The sequence below is a fragment of the Ureibacillus suwonensis genome, assembly GCF_042655065.1.
GTDB classification, from domain to species: domain Bacteria; phylum Bacillota; class Bacilli; order Bacillales_A; family Planococcaceae; genus Ureibacillus; species Ureibacillus suwonensis.
Window position 1 is genome coordinate 17,750 of record NZ_JBHSNQ010000082.1, and the last position, 18,542, is coordinate 36,291.

Annotated in this window: 15 protein-coding genes; 3 read left to right on the forward strand and 12 right to left on the reverse strand. The window is 41.0% G+C overall.

Annotation, left to right across the window (positions count from 1 at the left end; translation table 11 throughout):
* Positions 1 to 178 precede the first annotated feature (178 nt).
* Positions 179 to 541 carry a DUF2500 domain-containing protein gene (locus tag ACFPOH_RS10250; RefSeq protein ID WP_390309548.1) on the forward strand — a complete coding sequence of 121 codons (363 nt, stop codon included), beginning with the start codon at positions 179 to 181 and terminating at the stop codon, positions 539 to 541.
* 220 nt (positions 542 to 761) lie between these two features.
* Here the strand turns inward: ACFPOH_RS10250 and ACFPOH_RS10255 are convergent, their stop codons facing one another.
* From ACFPOH_RS10255 to ACFPOH_RS10300, 10 genes are all read right to left on the reverse strand, one after another.
* The gene (locus tag ACFPOH_RS10255) at positions 762 to 2,282 is read right to left on the reverse strand and encodes an HAL/PAL/TAL family ammonia-lyase (RefSeq protein WP_342469142.1); all 1,521 of its coding nucleotides are present in this window, start codon (positions 2,280 to 2,282) and stop codon (positions 762 to 764) included.
* Positions 2,283 to 2,309: 27 nt separating this feature from the next.
* A complete protein-coding gene (locus ACFPOH_RS10260; protein WP_342469141.1) occupies positions 2,310 to 2,945 on the reverse strand; it encodes an ABC transporter permease in 636 nt (211 codons plus the stop codon).
* Positions 2,942 to 3,922: an ABC transporter ATP-binding protein gene (locus tag ACFPOH_RS10265; protein ID WP_342469140.1), complete on the reverse strand. Its 981-nt coding sequence runs from the start codon at positions 3,920 to 3,922 to the stop codon at positions 2,942 to 2,944. The genes ACFPOH_RS10260 and ACFPOH_RS10265 overlap by 4 nt, the downstream gene beginning before the upstream one ends.
* A 151-nt stretch (positions 3,923 to 4,073) precedes the next feature.
* A complete protein-coding gene (locus tag ACFPOH_RS10270; RefSeq protein ID WP_342469139.1) occupies positions 4,074 to 5,000 on the reverse strand; it encodes a glycine betaine ABC transporter substrate-binding protein in 927 nt (308 codons plus the stop codon).
* Positions 5,001 to 5,018: 18 nt separating this feature from the next.
* Entirely contained in the window at positions 5,019 to 5,663 is a 645-nt protein-coding gene (locus tag ACFPOH_RS10275; RefSeq protein ID WP_342581561.1) for an ABC transporter permease, read from the reverse strand.
* Between the two features lie 170 nt (positions 5,664 to 5,833).
* Positions 5,834 to 7,084 carry a Zn-dependent hydrolase gene (locus tag ACFPOH_RS10280; RefSeq protein ID WP_342469137.1) on the reverse strand — a complete coding sequence of 417 codons (1,251 nt, stop codon included), beginning with the start codon at positions 7,082 to 7,084 and terminating at the stop codon, positions 5,834 to 5,836.
* Positions 7,085 to 7,115: 31 nt separating this feature from the next.
* Positions 7,116 to 8,474: a dihydroorotase gene (locus ACFPOH_RS10285; RefSeq protein ID WP_390309549.1), complete on the reverse strand. Its 1,359-nt coding sequence runs from the start codon at positions 8,472 to 8,474 to the stop codon at positions 7,116 to 7,118.
* Between the two features lie 29 nt (positions 8,475 to 8,503).
* Positions 8,504 to 9,247 (reverse strand): IclR family transcriptional regulator, encoded by a 744-nt coding sequence (locus ACFPOH_RS10290; RefSeq protein ID WP_390309550.1) that lies wholly within the window; start codon positions 9,245 to 9,247, stop codon positions 8,504 to 8,506.
* Positions 9,248 to 9,269: 22 nt separating this feature from the next.
* On the reverse strand, positions 9,270 to 10,370 hold the full coding sequence (locus ACFPOH_RS10295) for a DUF917 domain-containing protein (protein WP_342469134.1): 1,101 nt from the start codon (positions 10,368 to 10,370) through the stop codon (positions 9,270 to 9,272).
* A gap of 14 nt (positions 10,371 to 10,384) precedes the next feature.
* Positions 10,385 to 12,037, reverse strand: a complete 1,653-nt coding sequence (locus tag ACFPOH_RS10300) for a urocanate hydratase (protein ID WP_390309552.1) — start codon at positions 12,035 to 12,037, stop codon at positions 10,385 to 10,387.
* Between the two features lie 366 nt (positions 12,038 to 12,403).
* Between ACFPOH_RS10300 and sspO the strand changes: the two genes are divergently transcribed.
* Positions 12,404 to 12,559 (forward strand): small acid-soluble spore protein O, encoded by a 156-nt coding sequence (gene sspO, locus ACFPOH_RS10305; RefSeq protein WP_342469132.1) that lies wholly within the window; start codon positions 12,404 to 12,406, stop codon positions 12,557 to 12,559.
* 471 nt (positions 12,560 to 13,030) lie between these two features.
* Here sspO and ACFPOH_RS10310 read toward each other — a convergent pair whose 3' ends face one another.
* Both ACFPOH_RS10310 and ACFPOH_RS10315 read right to left on the reverse strand, forming a co-directional pair.
* Complete coding sequence (locus ACFPOH_RS10310) at positions 13,031 to 14,767, reverse strand: ABC transporter ATP-binding protein (RefSeq protein ID WP_342581564.1); 1,737 nt, start codon at positions 14,765 to 14,767, stop codon at positions 13,031 to 13,033.
* Positions 14,768 to 14,961: 194 nt separating this feature from the next.
* Complete coding sequence (locus tag ACFPOH_RS10315) at positions 14,962 to 16,161, reverse strand: amidohydrolase (RefSeq protein ID WP_390309555.1); 1,200 nt, start codon at positions 16,159 to 16,161, stop codon at positions 14,962 to 14,964.
* Between the two features lie 273 nt (positions 16,162 to 16,434).
* On the opposite strand from ACFPOH_RS10315, the gene ACFPOH_RS10320 reads away from it, so the two are divergent.
* On the forward strand, positions 16,435 to 18,414 hold the full coding sequence (locus ACFPOH_RS10320; RefSeq protein ID WP_390309556.1) for an acetoacetate--CoA ligase: 1,980 nt from the start codon (positions 16,435 to 16,437) through the stop codon (positions 18,412 to 18,414).
* Positions 18,415 to 18,542: the final 128 nt, after the last annotated feature.

The window sequence follows — 18,542 nt, forward strand, 5'->3', positions numbered from 1 at the left end:
TGAAGTCGAAACAATCATTGGGCATAATCCTTTTTTTCTGTTCACTTGGGCTAAAATTCTGAAACATTTCCTTTTTATATTTCGTATAATAATTGCAAATTCTTATTTTATAACAAAGTTGGGAAATTTTTATAGTTTACATCATTTTTTAAAGACTGGTGGAAAAGGAAGTGGTCTGATGTTTTTTGATTCGGTGCAATTTGATTCGATGTTTTATAATTTGATGTTTTCCCTTTTTCCTTTCATCTTTTTAGTTTTTTTTGCCATTATCATTTTTAGCATATTCTCAAATATTAAAAAGGGCATAAAAAATAATCAATCTCCCCTGTTGACTGTCCCGGCAAAAGTGATTACAAAAAGAATCCAGGTACGGGGTGACCATTCCCATACCACCTATTACGTCACCTTCGAAGTGCAAAGCGGAGACCGGATGGAATTAAAAGTGAATGGCCAAGAGTATGGAATGCTGGTGGAAAATGATGTGGGGTTACTATCATTTCAAGGAACGCGATATGTTTCTTTCGAACGGCAAAAATCATAAAAGATTTCTACATATTAAGAACACCTCAATGCAATCAAGCCAAGAGGTGTTTTTTAATGGCGAACAGGGAATGGAAAAATATAAGCGGCAACTATGGCGGAAAACGAGAGGGCAGAAAAAATGGCCAAGGGAGTTTGACCAAGGTCTGGCAAACGAACCTTTGACGCCGGAAGAAAAATATAATAATGAAAGGTGGCAGTGGGCTCGGCAAAAAGCCTATTTAACTTTCAATCGCTTTTTGAATATGTTTAAGCAGTCTTTTTGACTTTACTAATTGGTAAGCCCACTCTATATCTATGGATAAGTTTCGGTCTTTGTCCAAAAATGGAATTTGCTCACGAATCATTTCATATACCGCACCCGTTCCGACACCCAATTTTGCACCTTTCCTTAAATCAACGGCTTGAGCAGCATGAATCGCCTCAATCCCAACGATGTAATAAAGGTTGTCGAGCATTTTTCTTAACTTTTGAATGACTAAAGCCGAATTTGTGGCGTGATCTTCAATGTCGCCTGCCAATGGGAAATAATCCGAAACAACCGGATTTGATAAATGCCGGATTTCCGCATCCAACGCTGAAAAGGTTTTCTGAATCGTACTGAAAGCAATCACCTGCTCTTCATCTGGTGATAAAAATCTTGTTAAATTTGTAAACGCAGGGTTTGCCAACTTAATGGTTCTAAAACAGCTGTTTCTTGATACATGGGTTAATGCGAGTCCAACCATTTCCAAAGCGAATACAAGTGTGATGACCTCAAAATTTGCAGTATGTACAATACGTTCTTCTTCCACTATTAAACAAGGATTATCATCCGATGAATTTAACTGAATGGTCAATAATCCTTTCACATATTCCAAACTGTCCAATGCAGCACCATGCACGGTAAATCCGCCACGAAAACTGAGTGGATCTTGAATGGAAGTTTTTTCTTTCCGATTCCATAAATAACTGTTCCGCAAAAACTTTCGGACCCGATCGGCACTTTTCATTTGACCATTAAAAGGACGGAATTTTAATACGGATTCATCAAGGGGATCCAAATTTCCATCTAATCCTTCCAACGATAAACTATAAATGGCGTCTGCCATTTCAATGAAATCATCTAAATCTTGCAAAAGAATCGCTGCCATCCCGGCCGAATATGCATTGGAGCTGACAATGGCCAAGCCATCTTTGGGTCCGAGAATCATTGGAGACAGTTTCTCTTCCTTAAACGCCTCCATCACAGGGACCCGATTCCCTTTATAATATACTTCACCTTCCCCAATCATTGCCAAGCCGATATGGGATAGGATTCCGATATCCGCTGCCCCAACGGTTCCACGGCTGGGAATGACCGGGGTGATTCCGCAATTCAGAAAGGTTTCATACATTTGCGCTATTTCCGGCTGTATGCCCGTACAGCCAACAAGTAATGTATTTAATCGGGCAAGCATGGCTGCCCGTACATCTTCAATGGTTGTTTCCGGTCCAACTCCGATCGAATGGGACAACAATAAATTCCGGTTATATTGGGAAAATCTTTCTTTTTCCACCAATCGGTCTTTATTCAAACCGACCCCACGGTTCAATCCATAAACCGGCGCATCATTATCGATCCATTGTTGAACCATTTTCCTGCCCTTTTTTAATTTTTCCAACGCTTCATCGCTGATGGCCACTTTCCTTTCATTCCGGGCAACTTGGACAATCTCTTCAATTGTCAATGATTTTCCATCCAGCACTAATGTTTTGTACATCTTGTCAATCTCCTATCAATGCCAAGGTTATGATTCCCCACGCGCTTTTAAAGCCGCTTTATTTTCAATTTTCAATAACAAATAGTTCATTGCTAATGCAAGTGCAGCCACTAAGACGGTCCCTATAATAATTTTATGTGATGCATTTTGGTAAAGCCCTTCAAACAACAGTACACCTAAACCGCCAGCATTGATCCAGGCAGCGATTGTCGCAATCGCAATAGTGGAAATTGTGGCAATTCGGATTCCAGCGATAATCACCGGGAGGGCTAACGGAAGCTGGATTTTCCAAAAAAGTTGCATCGAATTAAGCCCCATTCCTTTACCTGCTTCAACAATCGATGGATTGATGGACTGAAACCCGACCATCACATTTCGTACCAAAATGATTTGGTTATATGCGACCAAGGCGATGATGGCCGGCTTCATTCCAAGCCCTGCAATTGGAATTAACAAGGCAAACAGTGCCATGCTCGGTATTGCATAAATTATTCCTAAAACAGATAAAATCGGTACGGATAGCCATTTGAATTTTGTTAGAAAAAATCCGACCGGCAAAGCGATGGCTAAAGCGATGCCTAACGAAATGACCATGATTGTCAAATGATCTAAAAATAGTGAAAAAATATGATCGTAATATTTAGTAATATACTCTATTATCATGACGGAACCACCACTTGCTTTATAGATTTATTTAACTTTAATTGTTCAAAAGTAATCGCACCAACCGGCTGATGATTTTCATTCTCCACAATGATACCGTCAATATCGGAATTTAAAAATAACGTCAAGATTCCCTTCAAATCATCATGGCGCTTAACAACTTTGGGATTATTTAATTTCACTTTGTCCAGTGGAACCATGACATTTTCCGCTTGAAGCATGCTGAATAATTGAATAATATCTTCCGACTGAACCAAACGGCTGACAAATTCATTTGCAGGATTCAATAAAATATTTAAAGGTGTATCATACTGTTGAACACGCCCTTGATCCATTACAATGATTTTATCTCCAAGCTTTAAGGCTTCATTAATATCATGGGTAACGAAAAGAACGGTTTTCTTTAATTTTTTTTGGATTGAAATTAATTCATCTTGAAGCTTTGAACGAGTAATGGCATCAATGGCGCCGAACGGTTCATCCATTAATAAGATTTCCGGGTCACTAGCCATTGCCCGTGCGATTCCCACCCGTTGTTGCTGGCCACCTGATAATTGCCGGGGATATCTTTTTCGGTACTCATTTGGCGGCAAGTGAACCAGTTCAAGAAGAAAATCAATCCGCTCACTGATTTTCTTAGGATCCCATTTTAAAATTTTTGGTACCGTCGCAATATTTTCTTCAATGGTCATATGCGGAAACAATCCGATCTGTTGAATGACATAACCGATTTTTCTTCTTAATTCTGTAACTGACACTTTTGAGGTGTTTTCGCCTTGCACAAAAATATTCCCCGTTGAAGGTTCATGAATTCGATTTACCATTTTCAAAAGTGTTGTTTTCCCGGATCCGGAAGTTCCTAAAATCGTTACAAAAGTTCCTTCTTCTATCTTTAGATCTGTTTCATAAACAGCAGGTCTTTTTGCATTTGGAAAGGTTTTGCTGACTTGTTGAAATTCGATAATTGAACCAGACATATACGGAACAACTCCTTTAATAAAAAATAGGCTGTGTTTATCAAATAGCTGTCGGTGTATATTCACTCTATGTATTTTCCTGCTAGGACCAGACACTATGTATGAACACAGCCCAAATGATATTTTTTGAGGGGCGATTTACGATATTTCCTTACTTTTTAATGATTCCTTGTTCAACCAGAAAATCTTTGGCCACTTCAGCGTATTCCCGTTTGTCGATATCAACCTCTGCATTTAATTTTTGAACAACTTCATCATTTAAAAGTTTGGATACTTCATTTAATACATCAGCAACTTTCGAATCTTTTTCCAAGATTTCATTGCGAATGACTGGTGCAACATAATATGGAGGCCAGAAGCTTTTGTCATCTTCGAGCAGAACCAAATCCGGATTCGTTAAATCTCCATCTGTTGTGAAACCAACTGTTACATCCGCTTCATCATTCAAAATCACACGATATTTAATACCGTAATCATATAGTTCAAGGGATTTAAATTCCATGCCGCCATAATGTTTCTGTAAACCGATGAGCCCGTCTTCCCTTTCAGTAAACTCCGGAACAGCCGCCATTCTTAATTTAGGTGCCAATTCCGCAAGTTTGGAGATTGTATAAAGATCATATTTTTCTGCAACTTTCTTTGTTGTCACTAATCCTTGGGAGTCATTTGCATCTGTTGGTTCAAGCCATACCAAATTAAATTTATCTTTATATTCTTTGGAAACAATATCATATACTTCCTGCGGGTCTGATTTTGGTTCCTGTTCCAAAATGTTGATTAAACCCGTTCCTGTGTACTCAGGATACATATCGATATCTCCGTTTTTTAAACTTTCGTGGGCAACCATTGTTCCGCCGAGATTTAATTTTCTTTCCACTTTATATCCGGCATTTTCCAGAGCAAGTGAGTACATTTCACCTAAAATCAGCGATTCCGTAAAGTTTTTCGAGCCGACTTTGATCAAAGGTTTTTCCTCATCTGTCGAAGCATTTGAACCATCTGAAGATTCATCACCGCAAGCTGCCAACATCGCTATTACCAACACTAATAAGCCCAATAATTTTAAATATTTTTTCATTTTTTAACATCCCTTCATTTAATCTCTTAAATAACGTGTAAAGAATTTTTCTGTGGTTGCAAAGGATACTTCGGAAAGAATCGCCAATAATGCAACCGGAATAGCACCTACTAACAGTAATGGGATATTATACATTCCAAGTCCATTGATGATAAATGTACCTAAACCACCTCCTCCAATAAAGGCTGCAAGGGTTGCACTTGCTACTACTTCGACAGCGGCTGTTCTGCAACCGGCTATGATGATCGGCAATGCCAAAGGAAATTCAATTTTCCTTAAAATTTGCTTTTCATTCATCCCCATTCCAGATGCCGCTTCAATAACCGAACGATCAATCTCCCGAAATCCGGTAAAAGTATTGATGATGATCGGTGGACAAGCCAAAACGGTTAAAGCTACCAGCGCCGGATAAAAACCGGTTCCCATGATCGGTAATACAATAATTAAGATGGCCAGACTTGGAATCACCCGCAATGAGTTAAAAATCCCCATGATGATACTTGAGATTTTTTCATTTTTTGCACAGATGATGCCGATTGTAATACCGATAATCATGGCAATCAACAATGCAATGATGCTTAAAATTAAATGCTCTTGAAAAGCTTCCATAAATTTTTCCGGATTTTGTTGAATGTAGTTCCATGCTTTTTGGACTGTTTCCATAAACTGTCACTCATTTCTTAAACTCAAATTAATTAATTTTTCTAATTGGATTACTTATATTTAACATTAAAAAACATTCGCCATGACAAACCCATTATTCCTTTAGATACTCGTCCGTATGGTTCCAGAGAATCACGATAATTCCAAATCAAGAAGCATTTCAATCGTGGTTATAGTGATAAATCGAACTCAATCACTGATCGCAACAGCGCTTGTACGCCTAAAGCGATATCCTGAAAATCGGTCCATTCCTCCGGACAATGGCTTCTGCCATCACGGCTCGGAACAAAAATCATTCCAATGGGCGCAATTGTCGCCAACTGATTAGCATCATGTCCTGCACCACTCGGCAATTTTATTGATGGACCCACCTCTTGGCACGACTCTTCAATGACTTTTTGGATAAAAGGTTCCACTCTTATCGGTTCTGATTTCGATAAACAATCAAATGCAATGTTTACATTTCTTTCATTGGAAACAATATTGGAAAAACTAATTAATTCTGAGATTATTTGTTCTATTAATAGGGTTTCAATGGACCTTACTTCGAATTCAAAAATCACTTTTCCAGGAATCACGTTTGCCGCATTAGGTAGAACGAATAACTTCCCAACTGTGCCTACTACCGCTTCATCGTATGGTTTCTTGCAAAGCTCTTCCAATTTCAATATCAATTCGGAAGAACTTGTGAGAGCATCTTGCCGCATATTCATAGGGGTAGTCCCCGCGTGATTCGGTTTTCCCTCCACCGTTATCCGATAACGATGAATGCCCACAATTCCTGTGACAATCCCGAGCTTATGATCCGTTTCTTCGAGAACGGGTCCCTGTTCAATATGCATTTCCAAATACAGGGCGACCTCACCCTTTTTTCTTGCTTTTTTATCGATTTCTTCTGGATTTCCACCCGCTTTTTCGATGGCTTCCGCTAAAGTACATCCATTTGGATCACGTCTTGCCAGCATTTCCTTTGTGAGATTGCCAACCATTCCCCGGCTTCCGATTGTTGAAATTCCAAATTCACTAGGTTCTTCCGCTGTAAAATCAACAATCTCCAAAGTATGTTGGAGTTCTATCCCCTGTTCTTTCAACAGGCGAACAACTTCCAATCCTCCCAAGACGCCAATGATTCCATCAAATCGTCCGCCTCCAGATACAGTATCCAAATGGGATCCGATCATAATGGGTGGCAAGGATGGATTTTTTCCCTTTAACACTCCAATGACATTGGAAGCTGAGTCAATGGAAACTTCCATGTTTAAGGAACGCATTTGTTCCATCAGCCATTCTCTTGCCTCAAAATACCAAGTCGTGAAAGGTCTTCTTGTCCAACCTGGTTGGGTTTTATCCACAAAAGTAGCGACTGTCAGAATGTCTTGTTCAATTCTTTGTATGCTTTGTTGCAAATCTGAATCTATCAAATTCTCACCCCTTCAGTTCAACAAAAATAGATTAATGTTTTGCAAATATAAATTGCCCATCACCAGGTTTTCCAACTACATCCTCACCGTCATAGACCAAGTTTCCTCTGACAAACGTATGGGTAATTTTTCCTTGCATCCGTTTATGATGATATGGGCTCCATCCTGCACTTGAATGCTGTTTTGTCTCATCCAATATCCAAGATTGATTCGGGTCAAGAACGACAATATCTGCATCCATTCCTTTTTCAAGTTTGCCTTTTTGTGAAGATAAACCAAAAATCTCGGCAGGTTTTTTGCTTAATAGATTCACCAAATCAATGATTGAAATTTTGCCTTTGGCTACCCCTTCTCCATATAAAATGGGCAATAACACTTCCACTCCTGGAGCACCTGATGCATTTTCAAAAATATTCGAACGATTCTTTTTATCAATTGTCCATGGAGCATGATCGGACGTGACAATGTCAATCATTCCGTTTTTAAGTTGCTTCCAGAGACCGTCTGCATCCTCTTTTGAACGGAGAGGCGGATTGATTTTCGCTTTTGCCTTTAAAGTAAGCATATCCTCTTCCGTTAAAGTCAAATAATGGGTGCAAGTTTCCGCCGTTATATTCGTTCCCATACCCTTGAAGTATTCAACCAGTTCAAAAATGCGAGGAAATGTGCAGTGATAAATGTGCAAATGAACACCTGTCCAATACGCCAGTTCCATCGCTGTCAGTACGGCAATCGATTCCGCAAATTTTGGACGGCTCCAAGCATGGGATCGCGGATCTTTCTCTCCCAAAATTTCATATTTTTTTATAAAACCGCGAACAATTTCATCATTTTCCGCATGGACCCCCACCGGTAATCCGGTTTTCGCAACTTCCGAAAATACATCATATAACAATGCATCATTGATTCTTGGAAATCTATTGGGGTCGGTATTGAACATAGACAATTTAAACCCGCAAGCGCCTTGTTTTGCCAAAAGCGGTATTTGATCCAACCCATTTTCCGGTTTTATGGTAGCCAAAAGTGCCATGTCCACAATGGATTGGGATTCGAGTTGTTCCTTTTTCTTTACGAAAAGTTCTTCTGTCCCAATTAAACCCGGTGCATCATAGGGCATTTCAATGATGGTTGTAACCCCTCCTGCCGCCGCAGACTCACTCGCCGTCGTAAAACCTTCGTCAACTGAACTATAACAATGGACATGGGCATCTATTGCACCAGGTAAAACATAACAGTCATTTGCTTGAATCACTTCTTTTGCATTTAAATTCCCGATGCGGTCAAATATATCCACAATTTTTCCATCCCGGATTGCTACAACACCGTTATGGACAACCGTGTCTTCCTGAACGATATTCCCTTGTATAATAAGATCAAAATATTCACTCATATTTATCAACCTACTGACTTTATTAATTTTTAAATCAAATCGATTAACAACTTTGTAATTTCATCTGCACTGTCTACAACCGCTTTAATCACACCGGTCTTTGAATGTTCTTCCCAACGGTCGATCGGTCCGGCAACGGTTAAACTGGCAATCACTTTTCCATTGTTATCGAAGATTGGTGCCCCAACGCCGAATATATCTTTATCTACCTCACTAAAAGTTGTACAATATCCATCCATTCGGATCTTATTTAATTCCTCAAGCAGCGTTATCCTATGATTTTCATCTTCTATGTTCTTCATGACTTCATTTATAATTTGTTCGCTTTCAAAAGCGAGGATGGCTTTGCCTGAGGCTCCTTGGTGGAGTGGCAATAATTTGCCATTCTCCACTACAAAACGAATCAACCGGGTACTTGAGCAACTCTCTATGCATATCACTTCGAATCCGGAACGAATCGTTAATACCGTTGTTTCATTTGTCTCTTCCGTCAATTTTTTCATAATCGGTTTAGCGATTTCGTTTAAACGAAGATCAATTTGCTTCGCTAAACTATTCGCCAAGTAAAGGATTTTCATTCCCAAACCGATCCGTCCTTTTTCTCTTCTTCCAACAACCCCAAGTTTTTCCAATGTTTGTAATAGCCGATATGCTGTACTTTCCGGAATGTTCACTTTTTCAGCAATTTCACTGACAGATAATGTTGTCCCCGCCTCTGCGAGTACAAATAAAATATCTAGTCCGCGTTTTAATGTTTGTGTACTATTACTCATTTTCATCCCCTGTTGCCCATTATTATTTGACTTTATCAAAAACATAATCTACTAAATTAATTCCCAGCGCCTCTTCAACTTCAGGATATACGGTCGGATCTTTCACACTTGCACTTAGCGGGATAAATTGTTTATTGATGCTGAATACAGCTATTTCCATTCCTTCGACTACATTTCCTACACTGATAGGCGCGCCGGTTTCTACAGATAAAGTGGTGATTACATCCGGGAATGTCGCTAAACGTTGACCTGATTTTGTATCCACAGCCATATACTCATTCATTACATGAAGAATCAGTTCCCCATGTTCCTCGGATTCAACGGTGATTGTCCCTATATCAAATGCTCCCGAATATTGAACCGTCTTCTTCAATACTTTTCCACTTCCTAAAATTGTGCCATTTGTTTTATTGCAAATCGCTTCAATGACCGCACCAGCGCCATTTGGTTCGGCTTCCATTATTGCATAGCCCAATTCCAACGCTTTGCTGATACCGCCAATTGCTGCATTCTCCTTAATATACTTGGCTGGTAATGGATGTCTTGCAGCCGCAATAAATCCTCCCGACATATCTGAAGCAGTTCTCAATATTTTGGAAGTCTTTGCAGGAGTGCCTTTCACAACGAGCTCAATATATGAACCAGTTTCCGCTTTGCCTCCAACCACCACTTGAATCGTTTCATAATCTGTTGAATTTCCCAATCCTAATGATCCCATTTTCCCTGTTGGATGTGCACGAATATCGCCCGTTGCATCCACCACCACCATGTCTAATGCAGCAGCAGGCAGCCAACCATTGATGCTGCTTGACATCCCGTTTTGCGGTGTCATTAATCCATAGATTTTTTTCCCGAGTGTTTCTTGAAGAAGTTGGACAGCTTTAATGTAATCTTTTCCAAGCATTTGCCAATCCGTCGTCCCTGCCGGAGCGCCAATTGCTGTCGCCGTAACAATGATTGCGTCATCGGGAATTTCATCTACAGAGACTAATTTCGGTTTTCCAATGGTGATTGCAGCCCTTCCGATTTCTAATCCATGGTCCACCCAGCCCCCACCGCCGGAAGCATAGACCGAACCTCCTTTTACCGCTGCGATTACATCATCATAAGTTAATTCTCTCACAGTATCCACTTCCTTTATTTTTTGTAATGTTCCAGATTAATTCTTCTAATATTCTTTTTCTCCACTTCTTCCAACGCTTCCTCATAACCTGCATCCGCGTAGCGAAGCACTCCCAATCCTGTATCGTTATCCAATGTATATTTCAATCTCATATCCGCCGCTTCCGTTCCATCGGCAACCAGTGTCACTCCGGCACTTGTCATATAGCCGGCATACCCTCCACCGCCGGAATGAATAACGACTAAATCCGCCATAGATGAACAATTCAGCATTGCATTGATTAGGGGCCAATCTGAAATTGCGTCACTGCCGTCTTTCATCCGTTCCGTCATAATGTTCGGATGGGCCATTGCACCTGCATCCAGATGGTCTCTTGAAAATGCGATAGGTCCAGATAGTTTTCCTTCTCTCACCATCTTATTTACTGCCAATGCAAGTTCTGTGCGTTCACCATGGCCAAACCAACCGATTCTGGCGGGGAGCCCTTCAAATGGAACATATTGATTGGCCAGTTTAATCCAGTTTGAAGCGATCTGATTATCTGCAAAATTCTCCAATATGTATTGATCGATTGTTCGAATATCTTCCGGATTTCCCGATAATGCAATCCAACGGAAAGGACCGATGGCTTTCGCAAATAATGGCCGCAAAAACGCTTCTGTGAAAATATCAATCTCAAATGCATCCTCCACTCCCGCTTTAAAAGCTTGTGAGCGAATGTTATTCCCATTATCAAATACAATAGAACCGCGGTTTTTGAATTCCAGCATCGCGCGAACTTCCGTTGCAATGGATGCCAATGAATCTTCCGCCAATTGTTCAGGATTTGTTTTTCTTAACTGTTTAACTTCTTCAACTGTATATCCTTGTGGAATATATCCATAGACGAGGTCATGGGCGGCTGTTTGATCTGAAACAATATCCGGTACAATGCCACGGCTCAAAATTTCAGGATAAATATCCGCTGCATTTCCAAGCAATCCCACGGATATGCTTTCTCCTGATGATTTCGCTTCGTCAATCCACTGTAATGCTTGATCCAAATTATCCGTTTTCTTTTGAAGGTATCCGTGTTCGATTCGTTTATTGATCCGTTCTTCATCCACTTCGACAACTAATATCGCCGCATCAGCCATTACTCCCGCCAGAGGTTGGGCACCTCCCATTCCCCCCAGACCGGCTGTTAAGATGAAACGGCCTTTCAAACTGCCATCAAAGTGTTTTCTGGCAATGGTTTGGAATATTTCGTATGTACCTTGAATCACACCCTGGGAACCGATATATTGCCAAGCCCCTGCCGTTAAACCTCCCCAGCAGATTAACCCTTTGTCTTGCAAATCATAAAAATTCTCACTCGTTGCCCATTTGCCGACTATGTTGCAGTTGGCCATCACAACAATCGGTGCGTATGGATGAGTTTTAAATACACCAATCGGTTTACCGGATTGGATGACTAATGTCTCATCTTCCTCAAGATTTTGTAAGGTATCCACAATGGCATGATAAGATGGCCAATTTCTTGCTGCTTTTCCCAATGAAGCATATACGATCAATTCGTCTTGATTTTCACCATTTTCTAGAACATTTTCCAATAACCGCAGCAGAGCTTCCTGTCTCCAACTTTTACAGCGCAGCTCACTGCCCCGTTTTGCAACTATTTTCCCCAATACATACACCTCCATTTATCAAATAATGATAATAAATTATCACTATTTGATTATTTGATTAATAGATTATCAATTCCCACAAACGTTGTCAATATATTTTTAAAATTAAGAAAATAATAAAAAATGTATTATTTTAACTACCAATGATGGTTGAACGAACAAATCAAAAACAGAGTGTATAAAAGAAAACCAAAGTTCCTTTATACACTCAGTAATGGATTTTTAGAAGGCATTATCAACATCAAAAATCATATATAGGATTTTAACCAAGTAAATGTCGCTAAAAAAAAACATCAAAACAAAGAACCGATAATGATACATATTGAGGGCAACCCGAGGCAAACTAATTTCACGGAGGTGTAAAAAATGAGCAACAGGGAAAAGAAAAATTTAAGCGGAAACTTTAGCGACGAACAAGCGGTAAGAAAAAATTTATCAAGGGAATTTGATCATGAATTGGCCAATGAACCTTTGACGCCGGAAGAAAGATATAACAATAAGAAAACGAAGAAGCGTCAGTGAGCAATAGACTATTGACATGATCCATAACTGAAATGAGCAGATAGGATTATTTTCAATATTCTGCATGAATGACTTTCCCTAAATCAAAGAGGCTGGGACATAACTAATAAAATGAACGAGCTGCAAAAAGGTTTTTTTGTAAAAAATCGATATCACAGAAAATTGATTGAAGTGACGGGGCGAGTGCTCCTGTCGCGCACGCTTAGTCGCAAAGCAAAAGCTTTCCTGCGACGAGCCCTCTCGAGACCCCGCATGAGCGAAGGTGTGAGCTCCGAGGAGGCTCGAGCCGGGCCCGCGGAAAGCGTCCCCGGAACGGAAATCAATTTTCTTCAATTATTAAAAAAACACCATTTTCTCACGGGAGAAAATGGTGTTTTTTATCTTTTGTCCCAGCCTCTTTGATTGCTATAACAATTTGGTTTTACTTCATTTTTTTCAGCCAAGTTCATTAAAATGGCTTGCGATTACAAATCATAGTGAAAACATTTCTTCGACTTTCTTGAATTGCGCGTTGTGCAGGTTGGCAAAGACGCCGTTTAAAGCCAAGAGCTCCTCATACGTTCCCTGTTCTTCAATGCCGTTGTCCGTTACAACGAATATTTTATCCGCATTGCGAATCGTTGCGAGGCGATGGGCAATGACCAATGTGGTACGGTTCTTGGACAGCTCGTTCAACGATTTTTGAATCATCATTTCCGTTTCCGTATCGAGCGCAGAAGTGGCCTCATCCAAAATCAGGATGGGCGGATTTTTCAAAAACATCCGCGCAATGGCAAGACGCTGCTTTTGTCCACCCGACAATTTCAAGCCGCGCTCGCCGATTTGCGTGTCATACCCGTCCGGAAGCGATTCAATGAATTCCTTCAAATGGGCCTTTTCTGCAGCCGCTTTGATCTCCTCAAAGCTTGCCCCCAATCGGCCATATTCGATATTTTCCCGGATTGTTCCGGTAAACAGAAACACATCCTGCTGCACAATGCCGATTTGTTCCCGCAATGATTTTTGCGTCATGTCCCGCACATCGATTCCGTCAATGGTAATCGCCCCTCCATTTACGTCATAGAAGCGGGGAATCAGTGAACAAATCGTAGTCTTCCCTGCTCCCGATGGGCCGACAAAGGCAATGGTCTGCCCTGCCTTAATATCAAAGGAAACATTGCTCAATACGGGTTTTGTCTCATCATATTGGAAGGATACCTTCTTAAATGAAATATTCCCTTCCAAATGAGGGACGGCAATGGCATTTTCCCGGTCCCTGATTTCAGGTTCCTGCATGAGCAATTCCCGGAAACGCTTGAAGCCCGCCATTCCTTTTGGATAAAGTTCCAACAGCGCACTGATTTTATCCACCGGTTTGATTAATACGTTTGTGTATAAGACGAAACTTACCAATTCACCGTAGGATAATGTGCCGTTGTAGCTTAACCAGGCGCCGACCACCAAAATGACCAATGTGAGCAGCCGCGTCATAAAGTAAATGCTGGAGTGGGTTCCGGCCATGACTTTATAGGCATAAAGTTTCGCTGAACGGAAAAAGCTGTTTTGCTTACGGAAGCGCTTCATTTCGAATTCTTCATTTGTAAATGCCTTCACCACACGGATGCCTGAAACGCTGTCTTCCACTCTGGCATTGACATCGGCAATTTTGCTGTACATTTCTTTCCATGCGTTGTTCATTTTCGTGTTGCAGTATGTAACGAGCCAAATCAAAAACGGCATGAAGATCAGCGCGATCAACGCCAACGTCGGATTGATCTGGAACATGATCACAAAGGCGCCGATGAAAGTCATGATGGCAATGAAGAAATCTTCAGGCCCGTGGTGGGCAAATTCCCCGATGTCAAACAAATCGTTCGTGATGCGGCTCATGATGTGGCCGGTTTTTGTATTGTCAAAAAACTTGAAGCTTTGTTTTTGGATATGATTGAACAAATCCCGGCGCATGTCGGTTTCGATATTGATCCCCAGTTTATGCCCCAAATAGTTGACCACAAAGTTCATGAAGGTGCTCAAAAGATATACAAGGAGCAAAAGTGCGCTCACCTGCACGATTTTTCCCCAGTCGCCTTCAGGCAATAAGGTATCGATGAACCACTGCACCGCAATCGGGAAAAACAAATCTAAAACGGCGACCAATACGGCACATGAAAAGTCGATGATAAACAATCGTTTATGGGGTTTATAATAGGAAAAAAATTGCTTTAACATCCGCTTTTCCTTTCTATGTCATAGTCATACCTTGAATTATACAAAAAATCGCCACAAATTGATAATATTTTTCATTTGGAACAAAGATCTCAAATAAAAGCAGAAGAATTGAATCTCATGCCTACCATAAATTGTTCTAAAAAATATGCATTGAATGGATTTCCCCTTTTATATTTGATTCACTTGAAACCGCATCAACCATTTATATCCATTATATATTCACGAGCAATATAAGCGAACGCCTTTTGTATGATCGTCAACGCCCTTTCATCAATATCAAAGTTGCCGTGATGATGGGGAAATTGGGTTTCTTTTCGTTCATTTCTTGCCCCTACTTTAAAGTAAGTCCCCGGTCTTTCCAACAGGAAATAAGCAAAATCCTCGGCACCCATGGAAGCTTTCAGGTCCACAACGGCATCCATCCCAAGTCCGCTTATCAATGAATGTTTCACCTTTTCAGTTTGCTTTTCGTCATTGTAAAGGGCCGGATAGCCATGCAAGTACTCGATTTCATATTGAATTTGATGGGCTAAAGAAATGCCCTTTGTAATTTGTTCAATCCGTTCCTCCACAAAACTGCGCACGGTTGCATCATATGTTCGGACAGTGCCTTCCAAATATGCCCTTTCCGCAATCACATTGAAAGCTGTTCCTGAATGGAATCTGCCCACTGTTACCACGGCGGCTTGCAATGGATCGACATTGCGGCTCACTATTTTTTGCAGACTTCCCACCAATTCCGCACCGGCCACCAATGCATCATTGGCTTCATTTGGAAGTCCTCCATGGCCACCAAGACCTTTCAGATGGATTTTAAATTGATCCACGGCTGCCATTTTGTATCCTGAGCCTATGGCAACCTTGCCGACATCCAATGAAGAATCCAAATGGGCGGCAAATACATAATCAACATCCTCCAATATATTTTGAGCAATCATGTCTTTCGCACCGCCTGGCGGTTTTTCCTCTGCATGTTGGAAAACAAGAAGAATGTTGCCTTTTAAAAGATGTTTGTACTTCAAAATGTTTTTGGCAAAGCCCAAAAGAGCCGCTGTATGCCCGTCATGTCCGCAAGCATGGGAGACCCCTTCAATTTTGGAAGCATAACTTACAGATTTTAAGTCTTGGATCGGCAATGCATCAAAATCTGCCCGGAAGGCAATGGTTTTTCCAGGCTCTGCCCCCTCGATTTTGGCGATTACCCCGGTGCCCCCGACATTTCTATGAACGGTCAAACCGAATTCCTCCAACTTTTCCGCAATAAATTTGCTCGTCTCATATTCTTCAAATGACAACTCCGGATGTTGGTGCAAGTGGCGGCGCCATTCGACTGTTTCACTGTAGGATTCTTCTATATCATGAATTAATTGTTTAAAATCGCTTTTCAATCCCATCACCCCTATTAAACTATTCCTATTAGAAAACTAAAATTTATATATGGAGTATATTCCCTAAATCCGGAAAATACAAACCCTTTTATAGAAATACTTTCTTAAGGATGATTTTCCTTCAAAACTGACTTGAAATCATGCATAAAAATCCTTCGCAAATGAGAATTATTCATTTTCACCTTTCATATTTACTTTAATATATTAAAATCTATCAGTTTGGCCCCATCATGTTTTTCTATAAAATAAATTTATGAGTTTCTTGAAAGGATGGTACGTATGGTCGCAATATTGGAAGGAACACTGCTTTACAAGGCGGATGAAAATACCGTTCAAAACAGTGAAATCAGCCGCTACAAACGGTGGCTGAAAGAAAATTACGGGCTTCAATTTGATTCCCATCAAGCATTATGGGAATGGTCCACAACCGAAACAGAAGCTTTTTGGAAATCCATTTGGGAATATGGGAACATTGTCCACAGCAAACCTTACGATTCCATTTTGACAGGCGATCAAATGCCTTATTACAAATGGTTTCGAAATGCCCATTTGAACTATACGGAACAAGTTTTTCGACATAAGGAACTGCCGGGTCCGGCCATCATTTATAAATCCGAAAACCAACCAGCCCGATCCATCTCCTGGAATCAGCTTTACGAAGATGTGGCAGCTCTGGCGGACTATATGAAAAAAATCGGAATCCAAAAAGGCGATCGGGTCGTTGCCTATTCTCCAAACATCCCTGAAACGGTTGTCAGCTTTTTGGCTTGTGCTAGCATCGGGGCCATCTGGTCGGTGGCATCGCCGGATTTTGGTCTAAACAGCGTCGTTGACCGTTTTAAACAAATTGAACCGAAGCTCCTCATCGCCGTGAATGGTTATCAATATAACGGAAAGGTATATGACAAGCTGGATACCATCCATCATTTATTGGATGAAATCCCATCCATCGAACATTCCATCATCATCCACCATGTCGGGGAACAACCTGAACTCAAGTCCCCAAAAACCGTTCATTGGATGGATGCAGTGAAAGAGAAATCTTCTGAACTGGAATATGAACAAGTGGAATTCAACCATCCTCTTTGGATTTTATATTCTTCCGGGACGACAGGATTGCCGAAACCGATCGTCCATTCCCATGGCGGCATTATAATCGAGCATATCAAAACCCTGCAAATCGAAGCGGATTTAGGGAAAGAGGATCGTTTCTTCTGGTTTACGACAACCGGCTGGATGATGTGGAACATGCTCGTCAGCGGATTGATTGTGGGCAGCACCATTGTTTTATATGATGGCAGCCCAAGCTATCCGGATCTCTCCGCCTTGTGGGCGTTTGCGGAAGAAGCGGGAATCACCGTATTTGGGACAAGCGCTCCATTTATCGATGTTTGCATCAAACATAACTTTAAACCAAACAGCCATTTTAAGTTCCCAAAATTGCGCGCCGTTTTATCAACCGCTTCGCCATTATCAGCTAACAGCTTCAAATGGGTTTATGAATCTGTTAAAGATGGCATCTTGCTTGTTTCCATCAGCGGCGGAACCGACGTTTGCACCGGATTCGTCGGAGGAAATATCACGCTGCCGGTAAGGGCAGGCATCATTCCTTCCCGCTCATTGGGGGCCAAAGTGGAAAGCTACGATGAGGAAGGCAATCCGATCATCGGTTCTGTGGGGGAACTGGTTGTGACAAAGCCGATGCCATCCATGCCGATCTATTTTTGGGGGGATGAGGACTACAGCCGTTATTTGGACAGTTACTTCAGCACCTATCCAAAGGTTTGGAGACATGGGGACTGGATTCAAATCAATGAAGACGGAAGCTGCATCATTTTTGGCCGTTCGGATGCAACTATCAACCGCTCCGGTGTACGGATGGGGACAAGCGAGATTTATAAAATTGTAGAATCCTTCCCGGAAATTTTGGACAGTTTGGTTGTGGATCTGGAGTATAGAGATCGTCCTTCCTGCCTGGCCTTATTTATTGTTTTGCAAGATCCGGCTCAATTCAACGATGCATTTGCACAAAAAATCAAGGATGCCATTCGGCAAAACTTATCACCCCGGTTTGTTCCGGATCAAATCCATGTCGTCGAGGAAGTGCCAAAGACTTTGAATGGAAAGAAATTAGAAGTGCCAATCCGCAAAATTCTGCTTGGCATGCCGGTCGGAAAAGCCATTAATCCGGGTGCAATGGCCAACCCGAAATCGTTGGATTATTTCATTGAATTAAGCAAATCGTTTAACGCCATTTAAGCAAATTCAGGCACTATCCATTGGTGGTAGTGCCTAAATACTTTATCTGCAAAACTTTACAAATGTAAAAAAACTTATTGCTGTATTCGACCATGTGATCGTTATTCAATCAAACTGTCTTGACATTT

Bases quoted from the DNA above. Each gene is read 5' to 3' on its own strand.
- ACFPOH_RS10250 (WP_390309548.1), top strand. From the start codon at position 179: ATGTTTTTTGATTCGGTGCAATTTGATTCGATGTTTTATAATTTGATG.
- ACFPOH_RS10255 (WP_342469142.1), bottom strand. From the start codon at position 2,282: ATGTACAAAACATTAGTGCTGGATGGAAAATCATTGACAATTGAAGAG.
- ACFPOH_RS10260 (WP_342469141.1), bottom strand. From the start codon at position 2,945: ATGATAATAGAGTATATTACTAAATATTACGATCATATTTTTTCACTA.
- ACFPOH_RS10265 (WP_342469140.1), bottom strand. From the start codon at position 3,922: ATGTCTGGTTCAATTATCGAATTTCAACAAGTCAGCAAAACCTTTCCA.
- ACFPOH_RS10270 (WP_342469139.1), bottom strand. From the start codon at position 5,000: ATGAAAAAATATTTAAAATTATTGGGCTTATTAGTGTTGGTAATAGCG.
- ACFPOH_RS10275 (WP_342581561.1), bottom strand. From the start codon at position 5,663: ATGGAAACAGTCCAAAAAGCATGGAACTACATTCAACAAAATCCGGAA.
- ACFPOH_RS10285 (WP_390309549.1), bottom strand. From the start codon at position 8,474: ATGAGTGAATATTTTGATCTTATTATACAAGGGAATATCGTTCAGGAA.
- ACFPOH_RS10290 (WP_390309550.1), bottom strand. From the start codon at position 9,247: ATGAGTAATAGTACACAAACATTAAAACGCGGACTAGATATTTTATTT.
- sspO (WP_342469132.1), top strand. From the start codon at position 12,404: ATGAGCAACAGGGAAAAGAAAAATTTAAGCGGAAACTTTAGCGACGAA.
- ACFPOH_RS10310 (WP_342581564.1), bottom strand. From the start codon at position 14,767: ATGTTAAAGCAATTTTTTTCCTATTATAAACCCCATAAACGATTGTTT.
- ACFPOH_RS10315 (WP_390309555.1), bottom strand. From the start codon at position 16,161: ATGGGATTGAAAAGCGATTTTAAACAATTAATTCATGATATAGAAGAA.
- ACFPOH_RS10320 (WP_390309556.1), top strand. From the start codon at position 16,435: ATGGTCGCAATATTGGAAGGAACACTGCTTTACAAGGCGGATGAAAAT.